Genomic DNA, 14,248 nt, shown 5'->3' on the forward strand with positions numbered 1-14,248 from the left:
CGCCCCGATGGGGCGGCCCTCAACCTTTTCGTGTGCTATAGGAACTCAGTGGAACGAGTCTCCGCAGGCGCAGGAACCGGATGCGTTGGGGTTGTCGATGGTGAAACCCTGCTTCTGAATGGTGTCCTCGAAGTCGATGGACGCGCCATCGAGGTACGGGACGCTCATCTTGTCGACGATGACCTCGACGCCGTCGAAGTCGACCGTGGCGTCTCCGTCGAGCATCCGCTCGTCGAAGTAGAGCTGGTAGATCAGGCCGGAGCATCCACCAGGCTGCACGGCGACGCGCAGGCGCAGGTCGTCGCGGCCTTCCTGCTCGAGCAGGCTCCTGACCTTGCTCGCCGCGGCGTCGGACAGCCCGACGCCGTGCGCCTTCGTCTCTGTCAGCATTGTGTCTGTCATGGGACTCCTTTTACGGGTCTTGTTCGGACTTCTGGAAAATCTGGGACGATTCTACGTCGGAAAACCGGGAAATCACCCCGGGCATTCCGTGACGCCGGTGTCAGCCCTCCGTGCGCGCGTCCAGGCGGGCGAGCAACAGGGCCTCCGCGAGGATCGCCCGCTTGAAGACCCCGAGGTGCAGCGACTCGTTCGGGCTGTGCGCGCGCGAGTCGGGGTCCTCCACACCGGTGACCAGGATCTGCGCCTCCGGGAACTCGCGCACCAGGTCGGCGATGAACGGGATGGAGCCTCCGACGCCGGTCTCGACGGCCTCCTTGCCCCACGCATCCGTCATCGCCCGCTTCGCCTCCGTGGCCGCCCAGCCGTTCGTGTCGACCAGGAACGCCTCGCCTGTGTCGACGTCGTCGATGGCGATGTGCGCCCCGAACGGCGCGTTGGCGCGCAGGTGGCGCTCCAGCGCCGCGTACGCGTCCGCCGCAGGCTGCCCTGGCGCGACGCGCGCGCTGATCCGCACGGCGACGCTCGGCAGCAGCGTGTTGGATGCGTTGGCGACGCTCGGCGCGTCGATGCCGGTGACCGTGACGGTCGGCTGCGACCACATCCTGGACAGGATGGGACCGGTGCCGATGGGCGTCACGCCGTCGAGTAGCGCCGCCTCCTCGCGGAACTGCTCCTCGGTGACGACGGGCGGTTCGGCGGCGTCCGTGCGACCGGTGAAGCCGTCGACGGCGACAGAGCCGTTCTCGTCGTGCAGGGTGGCGAGCAGCTTGACCATGGCGAGCATCGCGTCCGGCGCCGCACCGCCGAACATCCCAGAGTGCGACGCGTGCTCCAGGGTCGACACGGTGAGGCGGAAGGTCACGTTGCCACGCAGCGACACCGTGAGCGCCGGCGTATCGATGTCCACGTTGTCGGAGTCGGCGACCACGATCACGTCCGCTTCGAGCGCGTCCTTGTTCTGCTGCAGGAAGTTGGCGAAGGAACGGGAGCCGAACTCCTCCTCCCCTTCGATGAACACGGCGAGGCCGAGGTCGAAGTCGTCGCCGAGCGCATCCACGATGGCCCGGACGCTGGCGACGTGCGCCATCACCCCTGCCTTGTCGTCCGCGGCTCCGCGGCCGTACATCCGGTCTCCGCGGACGGTCGGCTCGAACGGCGGGGTGTTCCAGTCCTCGTCCTTGCCCTGGGGCTGCACGTCGTGGTGGGCGTAGAGCAGCACGGTCGGACGGCCGTTCTTCGCGGCGCGCGTGGCGAGCACGGCCGGCTGGCCGTCCTCAGCCCCCTCGCCGATCGGAGCGCGCTTGATCTGGACGCTCTCGAACGCGCCGGTGTCCTCCAGGAGCTTCGCGACGGCGGCGGCGCTTGCGGCGACGTTCGCAGGGTCGAACGCCGACCAGGACACCGACGGGATGCGCACGAGCGACGCGAGATCGGCGACGGTCGACGGCATCGCCGCCTCCACGCTGGCGCGCACGGCCTGCTCTGCTGCTGTGGGTTCGGTGGGCGGGGTCTGCTGTCCGTTCGTCATGACGGTAATCTTAAGCGGACCCCACGAACCGAAGGCTTGACGTTGGCAAAACGAGAGAACCCGCAGGCGACCAAGGCGGAGACGCCGGTCACCGAGACCGCAGAAGAGACGGCTGAGCGTCTGAGGCAGGGCAAGGGCGCCCCGACCCCGACCCGCCGTGAGCAGGAGGCCGCCCGCAAGCGCCCCCTGGTGCCGGAGGACCGCAAGGAGGCGGCACGTCAGGCACGCGCCAAGACGTCGGAGGCCCGCGAGAAGGCGCGCCTCGGCATGGCAGCCGGGGACGACCGCTACCTCACGGCCCGCGACCGCGGTCCGCAGCGCCGCTATGTCCGCGACTACGTGGATGCGCGCTTCAGCATCGGCGAGTACCTCATCCCCGTCATGCTGCTGGTGATCGTGCTCTCCTTCCTGCCCGGATACTTCCAGGTGTATGGACTGCTCGCCCTGTGGGCGTTCTTCGCCATCGCCGTCATCGACTGCTTCGTCCTCGGCCTCTTGGTGCGCAAACGCCTGCGCGAGAAGTTCGGCGAGAGCAAGGTCGAGCGCGGCGTCCGCTGGTACGCGGCCATGCGTGCTCTGCAGCTGCGCGTGATGCGCCTGCCGAAGCCGCAGGTCAAGCGCGGCCAGTTCCCCAGCTGACCGTGACGATCGTCGCAGCAGCGGACGGCTCCGCACTGGGCAATCCTGGTCCTGCCGGGTGGGCGTGGTACGTCGACGACACCACCTGGGCAGCCGGCGGGTGGCCGCACGGCACCAACAACCAGGGCGAGCTGATGGCCGTGATCGACCTGCTCGACTCCACGGCTCACCTCGACGACGACCTGCGCATTCTGTGCGACAGCCAGTACGTCATCAACGCCGTCACCAAGTGGATGCCGGGCTGGAAGCGCAAGGGCTGGCGGAAGGCAGACGGCTCCCCCGTGCTCAACCGCGAGCTGCTGGAGCGGCTGGACCGCGCCGTACAGGGCCGCACGTACACCTTCGAGTGGGTCAAGGGCCACGCCGGTCACGAACTCAACGAGGCGGCCGACGTGCGCGCCCGAGCCGTGGCGACGGCGTATCAGAAGGGTGAGCCCATCCCGATCGGACCGGGCTGGCCCGGCCGTGCCCGTGCCGATGAGGCGACGGGCGAGGTGATCGAGGGGACGGCCCCTGCCGCTGCCGGTGTCGGCGCCGCGCAGGAGAGCGTCGAGCTCGACCTGTTCGGCGACCTCGAAGCAGAAGAACTGAGCGCAGCAGAGACCGACGCGGAGGCCGTCGTGCGCCTGGAGCGCGAACTGCTCGACCCAGCGGTGCGCGCGGACGCCTCCAGGGTCGCGGCACTGCTGCACCCCGATTTCGAGGAGATCGGGCGCTCAGGGCGACTCTGGGGACGCGACGCCATCGTGCAGGAGATCGCCGCGGACGACGGTGCTGCCGCCGCCGGTCTGGACGTGCTCGGCACCGAAGCGCTCTCCCCCGGGATCATCCTGCTCACCTCCCGCACTGTGGATGCGCGTGGCAGCTCCCTGCGCAGCTCGCTCTGGCTGCGGGTCGACGGCCGCTGGCGGCTACGCTTCCACCAGGGGACGCCGGAGGCGGAGTAGTCCGCGGTTGATCTGCCTGGCCCACAGCGGGCCGAGGTAGAGGAACGCGGTGTATCCCTGCACCAGGGTGGCCCCCGCATCCAATCGCGCCCGCACATCGGCGGCCGTCTCGACACCGCCGACCGAGATGACGCAGAGGTCGGCCGGGACGTTCGCGCGGATCAATTTCAGCACGGCGAGCGACCTGTCGGCCAGCGGAGCGCCGGACAGGCCGCCGGCTCCCGCCGCCTCGACCACGGCGGAGTCTGTGCGCAGGCCGTCGCGGCTGATGGTCGTATTCGTGGCGATGATGCCGGCGAGACCGAGGTCGACCACGAGCTCGGCGATCTTCGCGACCTGATCGTCGGTGAGGTCGGGCGCGATCTTGACCAGGAGCGGCTTCTCCCCCGCGACCTCTTTCACGGCGCTGAGCAGCGGGGCGAGGAGGTCGAGCTCCTGCAGGCCGCGCAGGCCGGGAGTGTTCGGCGAGCTGACGTTCACGACGAGATAGTCGGCGACCGGCGCGAGGGCGCGGGCGCTGGTGAGGTAGTCGGCCGTCGCGTCCTCGACGGCGACGACGCGGCTCTTGCCGATGTTGACGCCGAGCACAGGGCGGCTCCGCCTGCGCACGACGCCGAGCAGCCGGTTGGCCGCGGCCCCAGCGCCCTGGTTGTTGAACCCCATCCTGTTGATGACCGCGCGGTCGGGGATGAGACGGAACAGGCGCGGCTTGTCGTTGCCCGGCTGCGCTATGGCGGTGATGGTGCCCACCTCGACGTGACCGAAACCGAGTGCGCCGAGACCGAGCACGGCCTCGCCGTTCTTGTCGAACCCGGCCGCGACGCCGAACGGCGAGTCGAACCGCAGGCCGAGGGCCTCGACGGCGAGGGACGCATCCGGGGCGGTGAACCGGCGTACGAGACGGCCGAGCCCCAGCATGGGGAGGGCGCGGATCACCAGGAACGCCAGGTGGTGCGCGCGCTCAGGATCGAGCTTCGACAGGACGAGGGAGAAGAGTGTGCGATACATGCCTGTACGAGGATACCGGGCGCGCGGCGCGGCGGCGTGTCAGGCGGCGATCCCGCCGGAGGTCGAGCGACCGTCAGACGGTGCCAGTCTGCGCATCCACCGGGTCGCCGTGGTGCTCGATGCGGAGCTGCTGGATGGCGTCGTCGAAGTCGTCGAGGGAGTCGAAGCCCTGGTAGACGCTCGCGAATCGCAGATAGGCGACCTCGTCGAGTTCGCGCAGCGGCGGCAGGATGGCGAGGCCGATGTCGTTGGCCTCGATCTGCGATGCGCCGGTGGAGCGGATGGTCTCCTCCACCTTCTGCGCCAGCACGGCGAGGTCCGAGTCCGTCACAGGACGACCCTGGCAGGCCTTGCGGACGCCGAGCACGATCTTCTCGCGGCTGAACGGTTCGGCCACTCCGCTGCGCTTGATGACGCTCAGGCTCGCCGTCTCCGTGGTGGAGAACCGGCGACCGCACTCCGGGCACTGCCGACGGCGACGGATCGACAGCCCGTCGTCGCTCGTGCGGGAGTCGATGACACGGGAATCCGGGTGGCGGCAGAAAGGGCAGAACATGGTGAGACGATTCTACCGTTCGACAGACCCCATCCTGGGGACGTGCGGCGCTCTACGGGAAACGCGCGGTCACGGCCTCGCCGTGCGCCGGCAGATCCTCAGCACTGGAGAGCGCGACGATGCGATCCGCCACCTGCTGCAGCGCAGGACGGTCGTACCGGATGACCTGTTGTGGGCGCAGGAACGAGTACGCGCCGAGTCCGGAAGAGAACCGCGCCTGACCGCCGGTGGGCAGCACGTGGTTGGAGCCGGCGAGGTAGTCGCCGAGGCTCACCGGCGAGTGGGCGCCGAGGAAGATGGCGCCGGCGCTGTCGATGGTGGCGAGGACCGCATCCGGGTCGGCGGTCTGGATCTCCAGGTGCTCGGGACCGTATGCGTTGCTGAACGCGGCGGCCGCGGCCACGTCGTCGACGAGCACGATGGCAGACTGCTGACCGGAGAGCGCGGTCCGAACGCGCTCCGCGTGCTTGGTGGCAGAAGCGATGGACTCCAGCTCCGCCACGACGCGCTCGGCGAAGGCCGGACTGTCGGTGACGAGCAGGGAGGCGGCCGCCTCGTCGTGTTCCGCCTGGCTGACCAGGTCGGCGGCGACGAACCGCGCATCCGCAGTGTCGTCGGCGATCACCAGGATCTCCGTGGTGCCCGCCTCCGCATCGATGCCGGTCTGCCCGCGCACGACACGCTTCGCTGCGGCGACGTAGATGTTGCCTGGGCCGGTGATGACCTGCACAGGCTCGAGCCCGATCTCTTCGACGCCCCAGGCGAGCGCGCCGATCGCACCGGCGCCGCCCATCGCGTACACCTCGTCGATGCCGAGCAGTCCGGCAGCGCCGAGGATGGCGGGGTGCACCGCTCCCCCGAACTCGCGCTGCGGCGGGCTGACGAGAGCGATGGATGCGACGCCTGCGACCTGCGCAGGCACCGCGTTCATGACGACGCTCGACGGGTAGGCGGCCTTGCCGCCAGGAACGTAGAGTCCTGCTCGCTCGACCGGCTGCCAGCGCTGCACGACGGTCGCGCCTGGACCGATGCGGGTCTCCGCCGGCGGAGGCACCTGGGCTGCTGTCGCCTCGCGCACGCGGGCGATGGCCTCCTCGAGTGCCGAGCGGACCTCCGCCGGCAGGTTCTCGACCGCGCGGTCGATGTCCTCCTGCGGCACCCGCACCGAGGCGGGGGCGCCACCGTCGAACCTCTCCGCCTGCGCGGCAAGAGCCGCTGCGCCATGCGTCTTCACATCCTCGATCAGCTCGGACGCCACCGTGAGCGCGACCGACACGTCCACGACGGGACGGGGGACGACGCGCTGGAAGGCGGCGCGGGTAGGCTGGATTCCGCGGAGATCAATGGTCTGCATCATGACCAGACAAGACTATCCGCAACTCGGAATACCCAGGAGCCCGACCGCGCTGATGCATACGTATGAATAGTTCGCCCGCACCCCAGAACCCGCAGAGCTCGGACAACGCCCAGGGCCGGCCACAGCTGCCCGCCGACCGCGTCGAGCCGGACGTGACACCGGACCTGACCGCCTTCCGCCAGTCGTTCCGGCGTCATGCGGCAGGGGTCGCCATCATCACGGCGCTCTCCCCCGACGGCACGCCGGTCGGCTTCACCGCGACCTCGCTCGCCTCGCTGGCCGCCGTGCCCCCGCTGGCGACGTTCAACATCGCCCGCTCCGCGTCGAGCTGGCCGGCCATCTCCGAGACCGACCGCGTGGTCATCCACATGCTCGGCGTTCGCAATCGCGCCGTCGCGGAGAAGCTGGCGGGCGACAACGCGCTGCGCTTCGACGGAGACCACTGGTATCCAGGGCCGCACGGCCTCCCCGTCATCAAGGACGTGACCAGCTGGATGGTCGGCCGCATCGTGGAGCGGGTCTCCGTGCACAACAACGCGGTCGTGGTCGTCCAGATCGAGGACGGCGAGGTCGGCGACGACGACGCCGCACTCTTGTACCACGAGCGCCGCTACCTCACCCCAGGCGACCCCGCCTGACCCACACCATCGAGCCGGGACTCGTGCACGCCTGACCACGGCGTGTCGCGTGCAGAAGTCCCGGCTGGATGATGTGGCTAGACGAGGCAGTTGGGGCCGAGGAGGCCCTTGAGCTCGCCGTAGAGGTCGGCGCTGATCGCGACAGGCTTGGGAACCTCGAAGACGCGGGCGACCTGGCCCTTCACGAGGCGCAGGCGCACCTCGTTGTCTCCTGGATGGCGGGCGAGCACCTCCGCCAGCGTGGTGACTGTGTCCGTGGTCGCGCGCTGGTCCGGCATCGTGATCATCAGCGGGCCGGTGCCGACGCTCTGGCCGAGGTCGGGCGTCATCAGGCTGAACGCGTGCAGGTTCATCCCGTCGTCGCGCAGGCTGACCCTGCCGCGGACGACCACGATCGCATCGCCCTGCAGCATCGGCGAGAACTCCTGGTACGCCTTGCCCATGAACATCACGGTCATCTCGCCGCCGAAGTCCTCGACCTGGATCATCCCGTACTGATTGCCCGACGCCTTCGCCACGCGATGCTGCACGCTGGTGACGAGACCGGCGATCGTGACCGTCTCGCCGTCCTGGATGTTGTCGGAGCCGACAAGGTCGGCGATCGACGTGCTCGCGAGCTTGGCCAGCTGCAGCTCCAGCCCGGCCAGAGGATGGTCGGAGACGTACAGCCCGAGCATGTCACGCTCGAACGCCAGCTTGTCGCGCTTGCCCCACTCCGGCCGGTCCGGGATGTGGTGCTGCGACGCCGTCTGCTCGTCCTCGCCCCAGAGGCTGTCGAAGTCGAATCCGACGTCGCCGTTGGCCTCGTTGCGCTTGATCTTGACCGCAGACTCGACGGCGTCCTCGTGCACCTCGACCAGGGCGCGCCTGGTGTGTCCGAGCGAGTCGAACGCGCCCGCCTTGATGAGGGACTCCACCGTGCGCTTGTTCGCGGCGTGGATCGGCACTTTGGTGAGGAAGTCGTGGAACGAGTCGAACCGGCCTTTGGCCTCGCGCGCCTCTCGCACCCCCTCGACGACGTTCGCTCCGACGTTGCGCACGGCGCCCATCCCGAAGCGGATGTCGGTGCCGACTGCCGCGAAGTAGAGGTTGGACTCGTTGACGTCCGGTGGAAGCACCTTGATGCCCATGCGGCGGCACTCGTTGAGGTAGAGCGCCATCTTGTCTTTGGAGTCGCCGACGCTCGTCAGCAGCGCCGCCATGTACTCGGCCGGATAGTGCGCCTTGAGGTAGGCGGTCCAGTACGAGATGACGCCGTACGCGGCGGAGTGCGCTTTGTTGAACGCGTAGTCGGAGAACGGGAGCAGGATCTCCCAGAGCTTGTTGACCGCCTCCATCGAGAACCCGTTGGCCTGCATGCCGCCTGCGAAGCCCTCGAACTGCTTGTCCAGCTCCGACTTCTTCTTCTTGCCCATCGCGCGGCGCAGGATGTCCGCCTGGCCGAGTGAGAAGCCCGCGACCTTCTGCGCGATCGCCATCACCTGCTCCTGGTAGATGATGAGGCCGTAGCTGGTGGACAGGATCTCCGCCAGCGGCTCGGCCAGCTCGGGGTGGATCGGGGTGATCTCCTGCAGGCCGTTCTTGCGCAGCGCGTAGTTGGTGTGCGAGTTGGCGCCCATCGGGCCGGGCCGGTACAGCGCGATGAGCGCCGAGATGTCCTCGAAGTTGTCCGGCTTCATCAGGCGCAGCAGGGAGCGCATCGGGCCGCCGTCGAGCTGGAACACGCCGAGCGTGTCTCCGCGGGACAGCAGGTCGTACGCGCCGCGGTCGTCGAGCTCGAGGTCTTCGAGGACGAGCTTCTCGCCGCGGTTGGCCTCGATGTTGTCGAGCGCGTCGTTGATGATCGTGAGGTTGCGCAGCCCCAGGAAGTCCATCTTGATCAGGCCGAGCGACTCGCAGGCCGGGTAGTCGAACTGCGTGACGATCTGGCCGTCCTGCTCGCGCTTCATGATCGGGATGATGTCGATCAGCGGGTCGGAGGACATGATGACGCCTGCGGCGTGCACGCCCCACTGGCGCTTCAGGTTCTCCAGGCCGAGCGCGGTGTCGAACACCGTCTTGGCCTCCGGGTCGCTCTCGACGACCGCCCGGATGTCCACCGCCTCTTTGTAGCGCGGGTGGTTCTTGTCGAAGATCCCGGTGAGCGGGATGTCCTTGCCCATCACGGGCGGCGGCATCGCCTTGGTGAGCTTGTCGCCCATCCCGAACGGGAAGCCGAGGACGCGCGAGGAGTCCTTGAGCGCCTGCTTGGCCTTGATCGTGCCGTACGTGACGATCTGCGCCACGCGCTCCTCGCCGTACTTCTCGGTCACGTACTTGATGACTTCGCCACGGCGACGGTCGTCGAAGTCGACGTCGAAGTCGGGCATGGAGACGCGGTCAGGGTTGAGGAAGCGCTCGAAGATGAGGCCGTGGCGAAGGGGGTCGAGGTCGGTGATGCGCATGGCGTACGCGGCCATCGAACCCGCACCGGAGCCGCGGCCGGGGCCGACGCGGATGCCGTTGCGCTTGGACCAGTTGATGAAGTCGGCGACCACGAGGAAGTAGCCGGGGAAGCCCATCTGGGAGATCACGCCGATCTCGTAGTCCGCCTGCTTGCGCACCTCTTCCGTGATGCCGTCCGGGTAGCGCTCGTTCAGGCCCTTCTCGACCTCTTTCACGAACCAGCTCTGCTCCGTCTCCTCCTCAGGGACGGGGAAGCGCGGCATGTAGTTGGCCGAGGTGTCGAACTTCACGTCGCACCGCTCCGCGATGGCGAGCGTGTTGTCGCAGGCCTCCGGGTGGTCGCGGAAGAGCTGCCGCATCTCCTCGGCCGACTTGAGGTAGAACTCGTCGGCGTCGAACTTGAACCGGTTGGGGTCGTCGAGCGTCGAACCGGACTGCACGCAGAGCAGAGCTGCGTGGCTCTTGGCGTCGGCGGCGTGCGTGTAGTGCAGATCGTTGGTGGCGACGAGCGGGATGTCCAGCTCCTTCGCCAGCCGGATGAGGTCGGCCATGATGCGGCGCTCGATGCCGAGCCCGTGGTCCATGATCTCGGCGAAGAAGTTCTCCTTGCCGAAGATGTCGCGGAACTCGGCCGCTGCCTTCTTAGCCTCGTCGTACTGGCCGAGCCTGAGCCTGGTCTGCACCTCGCCGGACGGGCAGCCCGTGGTGGCGATGATGCCCTTCGAGTACCGGTTGAGCAGCTCCCTGTCCATGCGCGGCTTGAAGTAGTAGCCCTCTGTGGAGGCGAGCGACGACATCCGGAAGAGGTTGTGCATCCCCTCGGTGGTGGCGGCGAACATCGTCATGTGCGTGTACGCGCCGGAGCCGGAGACGTCGTCTCCCCCTCCGTCGCCCCAGCGGATCCTGGTGCGGTCGGTGCGGTGCGTGCCAGGCGTGAGGTAGGCCTCGGTGCCGATGATCGGCTTGATGCCGGCATCCGTCGCCGTTCGCCAGAAGTCGAACGCGCCGAACATGTTGCCGTGGTCGGTGACCGCGACGGCCGGCATGCCCTGCTCGACCGCGGCGTCGACCAGGGGTTTGATGCGCGCGGCACCGTCGAGCATCGAGTACTCGCTGTGGACGTGGAGATGTACGAAGGAGTCTGTCGGCACTATTGCTCCGGGTCGAGGTGAGGGCTTAAGACTACGTCGTGCCTACGACGCACGGAGCACGTCGAGAGCGTGTTGCAGATCCTCCGGGTATGTCGTGGTGAAGGTCACCCACTCGCCCGATCCGGGATGCTCGAACGCGAGCTGCACGGCGTGCAGCCACTGCCTGGTGAGGCCGAGCCTGGCCGACAGCGTGGGGTCCGCTCCGTACATCGCGTCTCCCACGCACGGGTGCCGCTGCGCAGCCATGTGCACGCGGATCTGGTGGGTGCGCCCGGTCTCCAGGTGAACCTCGAGCAGGCTGGCGGCCGGGAACGCCTCGATGGTCTCGTAGTGCGTCACGGAGGGCTTGCCGCCTGCGACGACCGCGAACTTCCAGTCGGACTTCGGGTGGCGGCCGATCGGCGCGTCCACCGTGCCGACGAGGGGGTCTGGGTGACCCTGGACGACCGCGTGGTAGATCTTCTCGACCGTGCGGTCGTGGAACGCCCGCTTGAGGTGGGTGTACGCGCGCTCCGATTTCGCGACCACCATCAGGCCGCTGGTGCCTGCGTCGAGCCGGTGGACGATGCCCGCGCGCTCCGCGGCACCGGAGGTGGAGATGCGGAAGCCGGCCGCGGCGAGGGCGCCGAGGACAGTCGGACCCTCCCAGCCGGCTGCGGGATGCGCGGCAACGCCCACCGGCTTGTCGATCACGACGATGTCGTCGTCGTCGTGCACGATCGTCAGCTCCGGCACGGCGATCGGCACGATCTGCACCTCGGTCTTCGGCTGCCAGCTCACCTCGAGCCAGCTTCCCGCCGAGAGCCTGTCGGACTTGCCGACGTCACGCCCGTCGACGGTCACCCCACCCGCCTCGGCGATCTCAGCGGCGAAGCTGCGCGAGAAGCCGAGGAGTTTGGCGAGGCCCGCATCCACCCTGCTGCCTTCGAGGCCGTCAGGGATGGGGAAGCTCCGGGATTCCATGACTAGGTGCTTGGCTTGTCGTGCTGCTCGGCGCGCGCCTGCGCGTCGTCCTGCTGCTCGCCATGCTCGTGCGGCAGGTTGTGCGGGTCTGGCTCAGCCTCGGCGGCGACCGCCTCGGCCTCCGCCTCATCCTCGTCGTCCGTGCGCTTGCCGTCGAGGCCGATGCCGCGGATCGTGAGGATGAGGAACAGCACCATGCTCGACACGATGGCCACATCGGCCAGGTTGAAGATGGCGGGAAGGAGCGGTATCTGCAGGAAGTCGACCACGTGGCCGACGCCGAAGCCCGGCTCCCGGAACAGCCTGTCGGTCAGATTGCCGAGCAGGCCGCCGAGCAGCAGCCCGAAGAGGACGGCCCAGGCAGCAGACCGGATGCGCGGGGCGTACCAGATCACGAAGCCGAGGACGCCGACCCCCACGATCGAGAAGATCCAGGTGGAGCCGCTCCCGATCGAGAACGCGGCGCCCGCGTTCTTGACGAAGTTGAACTGCAGGAGCTGGCCGAGGACCTCGACCCGCTGTCCCTCGTACAGGTTCTGCACCACCAGGACCTTGGCGATCTGGTCGATGAGGTACACGACGAGCGCGACCGCACCGAGGATCACCAAGGCCCGGGTGCTGACCTTGGCGCGGGAGGTACTAGCCTCCAAAGCCGGGGAAGACCGGGGGCTGCTGGCCCTGGTCCTGGCCGTTGGCGGCGTTGTCGCCTGCGCTGGCGGACACCGGGGTGGGGACCGCCCCGGAGTTGACGTTGCCCGTCGCGTCCTGCGTGGAGCGCTGCGCGGCGTAGCTGCCGGTGCCGGAGCCGGAGACCGACGAGCTCTCGAGGTCGCGGAGCTGGCCCTCGATGTAGCCCTTCAGCTTCTCGCGGTACTCGCGCTCGAACGAGCGGAGGCCGTCGATGCGGCTCTCCAGCGACGTGCGCTCCTGGTCGAGGGCGCTGATCTGAGCGCGCTGCTTCGACTCGGCCTCTGCGACGATGCGTGCCGCGGTGGCGTGTCCTTCGGCGATGAGAGCGTCGCGCTTCTCGATGCCCTCTCGCACGTGCTCCTCGTGCAGGCGGCGGGCCAGCTGCAGGAGGTTGTTCGTGCTGTTGGGGTCGGATGCGCTCGCGTCAGGAGCCGTGTACGCGGCCGTGGCTGCGCCGGCTGCCGCTGCCGCGACAGGAGCCGCTGCCTGGGCAGGGGCGGCCTGCGCTGCCTGCTGAGCGGCGGCGAGGCGCTGCTTGAGCTCCTCGTTCTCCTGCTGCAGGCGGGTGACCTCGCCGTTGTCGGCCGCTGGGGCCGCAGCGACGGGGGCGGGGGCTGCGCCGCCCTGGCCTCCACTGCGCTGCAGTTCGGCGATGCGGGAGTCGCTCGCCACGAGGCGCTGCTTGAGCTCCTCGTTCTCCTGGTTCAGACGACGCAGCTCGACGACGACCTCGTCGAGGAAGTCATCGACCTCGTCCTGGTCATAGCCCTCACGGAACTTCGTCGGTTGGAACCGCTTGTTGACTACATCTTCCGGAGTCAGCGCCATGGCAAGCCACCTTAGATCTTGGGGTACGAACAAAAAATGCGTTCAGCCAACGCTAGCAAAGTGCGCTGGGGGTGCGCACTCCGCCCGCACTCATCCGGCGTCGGCTCGTCAACACTACATCCCGAGCCGCGCCTGGCCGCGGATCGACTCTCAGGTAAGACCGAGTGTCACGTACAGGCCGATGATGACGACCAGCATCGTGAGGCTCCAGCCGAAATCGATGGCGATCGGGCCCATCGACAGCGGAGGGATGATCCTGCGGAAGAACTTGATCGGCGGATCGGTCACCACGTACGCGGATTCCGCGAGCACCAGGCCGAAGCCGCGAGGCCGCCATCCCCTGCTGAAGGTGCGGACCAGGTCGAGCACGAAGCGCGCCCAGAGCACGAAGAAATAGATCAGGAGGAGGTAGTACGCCACAGTGGCGACGATGGAGAGGACGAACACGAGTCTCAGTATGGTCGAAAGCGCGCCGCCCAAGCTGGGAACGGCGCGCTCTCGGAGTGTCGGTGATTTCGCCCGTGGCGAAGTGGGGTCAGCCCTGGGCGAAGAAGGACGCGTCGACCTCTGCGTCCTGGCCGCCGTGCTCGCCGGAGACGACGACGTGCGACGGGGAGAGCAGGAAGACCTTCGGCGTGACGCGCTCGATCTTGCCGTACAGCCCCTGCGAGAGGCCGCTGGCGAAGTCGATCAGGCGACGGGCGTCCCCTTCGCTCATCTGTGACAGGTTGATGATCACCGGAATGCCTTCGCGGAAGGACTCGGCGATCGCCTGGGCGTCGCGGTACTGGCGGGGGTGGACCGTGAGGATCTCGTTCATTTCCTGTACCGAAACATTCCGTGCGGTGGACGATTTGCGCAGCGGGGTCACCGGGGCGCGACCGGCCACGGGGGCGACCGGTGCTGGATGGGGGACGGGTGCGACGGGCGCCTGGTGCTGCTGCGGCGCCTGCTGACGCTGCGGCTGCTCCTGAGCCTGCTCGTCGTACTCGAGCTCTTCGTCGGCGAGGCCGAGGTAGACCATCGTCTTCTTCAGCGGGTTGGACATGCGATCCTCCGTGTACCTGTGCGCCGTCGCTTTCCACGCACGACGAAC

Annotated in this window: 14 protein-coding genes; 3 read left to right on the forward strand and 11 right to left on the reverse strand. The window is 68.3% G+C overall.

The window, feature by feature from the left end; genetic code table 11:
• Window positions 1-45: 45 nt before the first annotated feature.
• Entirely contained in the window at window positions 46-402 is a 357-nt protein-coding gene (erpA, locus tag ACIRCZ_RS05540) for an iron-sulfur cluster insertion protein ErpA (protein WP_055896079.1), read from the reverse strand.
• A 100-nt stretch (window positions 403-502) separates the two neighbouring features.
• A complete protein-coding gene (locus ACIRCZ_RS05545) occupies window positions 503-1,930 on the reverse strand; it encodes a dipeptidase (RefSeq protein WP_402850498.1) in 1,428 nt (475 codons plus the stop codon).
• Window positions 1,931-1,972: 42 nt separating this feature from the next.
• On the opposite strand from ACIRCZ_RS05545, the gene ACIRCZ_RS05550 reads away from it, so the two are divergent.
• Both ACIRCZ_RS05550 and ACIRCZ_RS05555 read left to right on the forward strand, forming a co-directional pair.
• A complete protein-coding gene (locus tag ACIRCZ_RS05550) occupies window positions 1,973-2,569 on the forward strand; it encodes a DUF3043 domain-containing protein (RefSeq protein WP_055896069.1) in 597 nt (198 codons plus the stop codon).
• Window positions 2,570-2,571: 2 nt separating this feature from the next.
• Window positions 2,572-3,516: an RNase H family protein gene (locus tag ACIRCZ_RS05555; RefSeq protein ID WP_402850502.1), complete on the forward strand. Its 945-nt coding sequence runs from the start codon at window positions 2,572-2,574 to the stop codon at window positions 3,514-3,516.
• Here ACIRCZ_RS05555 and ACIRCZ_RS05560 read toward each other — a convergent pair.
• The 3 genes from ACIRCZ_RS05560 to hisD form a co-directional block, all read right to left on the reverse strand.
• A complete protein-coding gene (locus tag ACIRCZ_RS05560) occupies window positions 3,481-4,524 on the reverse strand; it encodes a quinone-dependent dihydroorotate dehydrogenase (protein WP_402850505.1) in 1,044 nt (347 codons plus the stop codon). The genes ACIRCZ_RS05555 and ACIRCZ_RS05560 overlap by 36 nt on opposite strands.
• A 73-nt stretch (window positions 4,525-4,597) precedes the next feature.
• Window positions 4,598-5,080, reverse strand: coding sequence for a transcriptional regulator NrdR (gene nrdR, locus ACIRCZ_RS05565; protein ID WP_055896056.1), 483 nt, complete (start codon window positions 5,078-5,080; stop codon window positions 4,598-4,600).
• 52 nt (window positions 5,081-5,132) lie between these two features.
• Window positions 5,133-6,437 carry a histidinol dehydrogenase gene (gene hisD / locus ACIRCZ_RS05570; protein ID WP_402850509.1) on the reverse strand — a complete coding sequence of 435 codons (1,305 nt, stop codon included), beginning with the start codon at window positions 6,435-6,437 and terminating at the stop codon, window positions 5,133-5,135.
• 62 nt (window positions 6,438-6,499) lie between these two features.
• Here hisD and ACIRCZ_RS05575 point away from each other — a divergent pair, with 62 nt between their 5' ends.
• Window positions 6,500-7,075 (forward strand): flavin reductase family protein, encoded by a 576-nt coding sequence (locus ACIRCZ_RS05575; protein ID WP_082581460.1) that lies wholly within the window; start codon window positions 6,500-6,502, stop codon window positions 7,073-7,075.
• 77 nt (window positions 7,076-7,152) lie between these two features.
• On the opposite strand, the gene dnaE is transcribed toward ACIRCZ_RS05575, so the two are convergent.
• The 6 genes from dnaE to ACIRCZ_RS05605 form a co-directional block, all read right to left on the reverse strand.
• Entirely contained in the window at window positions 7,153-10,623 is a 3,471-nt protein-coding gene (dnaE, locus tag ACIRCZ_RS05580) for a DNA polymerase III subunit alpha (RefSeq protein ID WP_402850513.1), read from the reverse strand.
• 90 nt (window positions 10,624-10,713) lie between these two features.
• Window positions 10,714-11,634, reverse strand: a complete 921-nt coding sequence (locus ACIRCZ_RS05585; protein WP_055896047.1) for an RluA family pseudouridine synthase — start codon at window positions 11,632-11,634, stop codon at window positions 10,714-10,716.
• A 2-nt stretch (window positions 11,635-11,636) separates the two neighbouring features.
• On the reverse strand, window positions 11,637-12,239 hold the full coding sequence (lspA, locus tag ACIRCZ_RS05590; RefSeq protein ID WP_235500518.1) for a signal peptidase II: 603 nt from the start codon (window positions 12,237-12,239) through the stop codon (window positions 11,637-11,639).
• Between the two features lie 34 nt (window positions 12,240-12,273).
• On the reverse strand, window positions 12,274-13,152 hold the full coding sequence (locus ACIRCZ_RS05595; RefSeq protein WP_055896042.1) for a DivIVA domain-containing protein: 879 nt from the start codon (window positions 13,150-13,152) through the stop codon (window positions 12,274-12,276).
• 150 nt (window positions 13,153-13,302) lie between these two features.
• Window positions 13,303-13,599, reverse strand: a complete 297-nt coding sequence (locus ACIRCZ_RS05600; RefSeq protein WP_055896039.1) for a YggT family protein — start codon at window positions 13,597-13,599, stop codon at window positions 13,303-13,305.
• Between the two features lie 88 nt (window positions 13,600-13,687).
• On the reverse strand, window positions 13,688-14,200 hold the full coding sequence (locus tag ACIRCZ_RS05605; protein WP_055896036.1) for a cell division protein SepF: 513 nt from the start codon (window positions 14,198-14,200) through the stop codon (window positions 13,688-13,690).
• Between the last annotated feature and the right edge of the window lie 48 nt (window positions 14,201-14,248).

The sequence above is a fragment of the Leifsonia sp. NPDC102414 genome (assembly GCF_044765685.1).
Classification (GTDB): domain Bacteria; phylum Actinomycetota; class Actinomycetes; order Actinomycetales; family Microbacteriaceae; genus Leifsonia.

What these genes read in the sequence shown, in the direction of transcription:
- erpA (WP_055896079.1), bottom strand. Translation starts at nt 402, where the DNA reads ATGACAGACACAATGCTGACAGAGACGAAGGCGCACGGCGTCGGGCTG.
- ACIRCZ_RS05545 (WP_402850498.1), bottom strand. Translation starts at nt 1,930, where the DNA reads ATGACGAACGGACAGCAGACCCCGCCCACCGAACCCACAGCAGCAGAG.
- ACIRCZ_RS05560 (WP_402850505.1), bottom strand. Translation starts at nt 4,524, where the DNA reads ATGTATCGCACACTCTTCTCCCTCGTCCTGTCGAAGCTCGATCCTGAG.
- nrdR (WP_055896056.1), bottom strand. Translation starts at nt 5,080, where the DNA reads ATGTTCTGCCCTTTCTGCCGCCACCCGGATTCCCGTGTCATCGACTCC.
- hisD (WP_402850509.1), bottom strand. Translation starts at nt 6,437, where the DNA reads ATGATGCAGACCATTGATCTCCGCGGAATCCAGCCTACCCGCGCCGCC.
- ACIRCZ_RS05575 (WP_082581460.1), top strand. Translation starts at nt 6,500, where the DNA reads ATGAATAGTTCGCCCGCACCCCAGAACCCGCAGAGCTCGGACAACGCC.
- dnaE (WP_402850513.1), bottom strand. Translation starts at nt 10,623, where the DNA reads ATGCTCGACGGTGCCGCGCGCATCAAACCCCTGGTCGACGCCGCGGTC.
- ACIRCZ_RS05585 (WP_055896047.1), bottom strand. Translation starts at nt 11,634, where the DNA reads ATGGAATCCCGGAGCTTCCCCATCCCTGACGGCCTCGAAGGCAGCAGG.
- ACIRCZ_RS05595 (WP_055896042.1), bottom strand. Translation starts at nt 13,152, where the DNA reads ATGGCGCTGACTCCGGAAGATGTAGTCAACAAGCGGTTCCAACCGACG.
- ACIRCZ_RS05605 (WP_055896036.1), bottom strand. Translation starts at nt 14,200, where the DNA reads ATGTCCAACCCGCTGAAGAAGACGATGGTCTACCTCGGCCTCGCCGAC.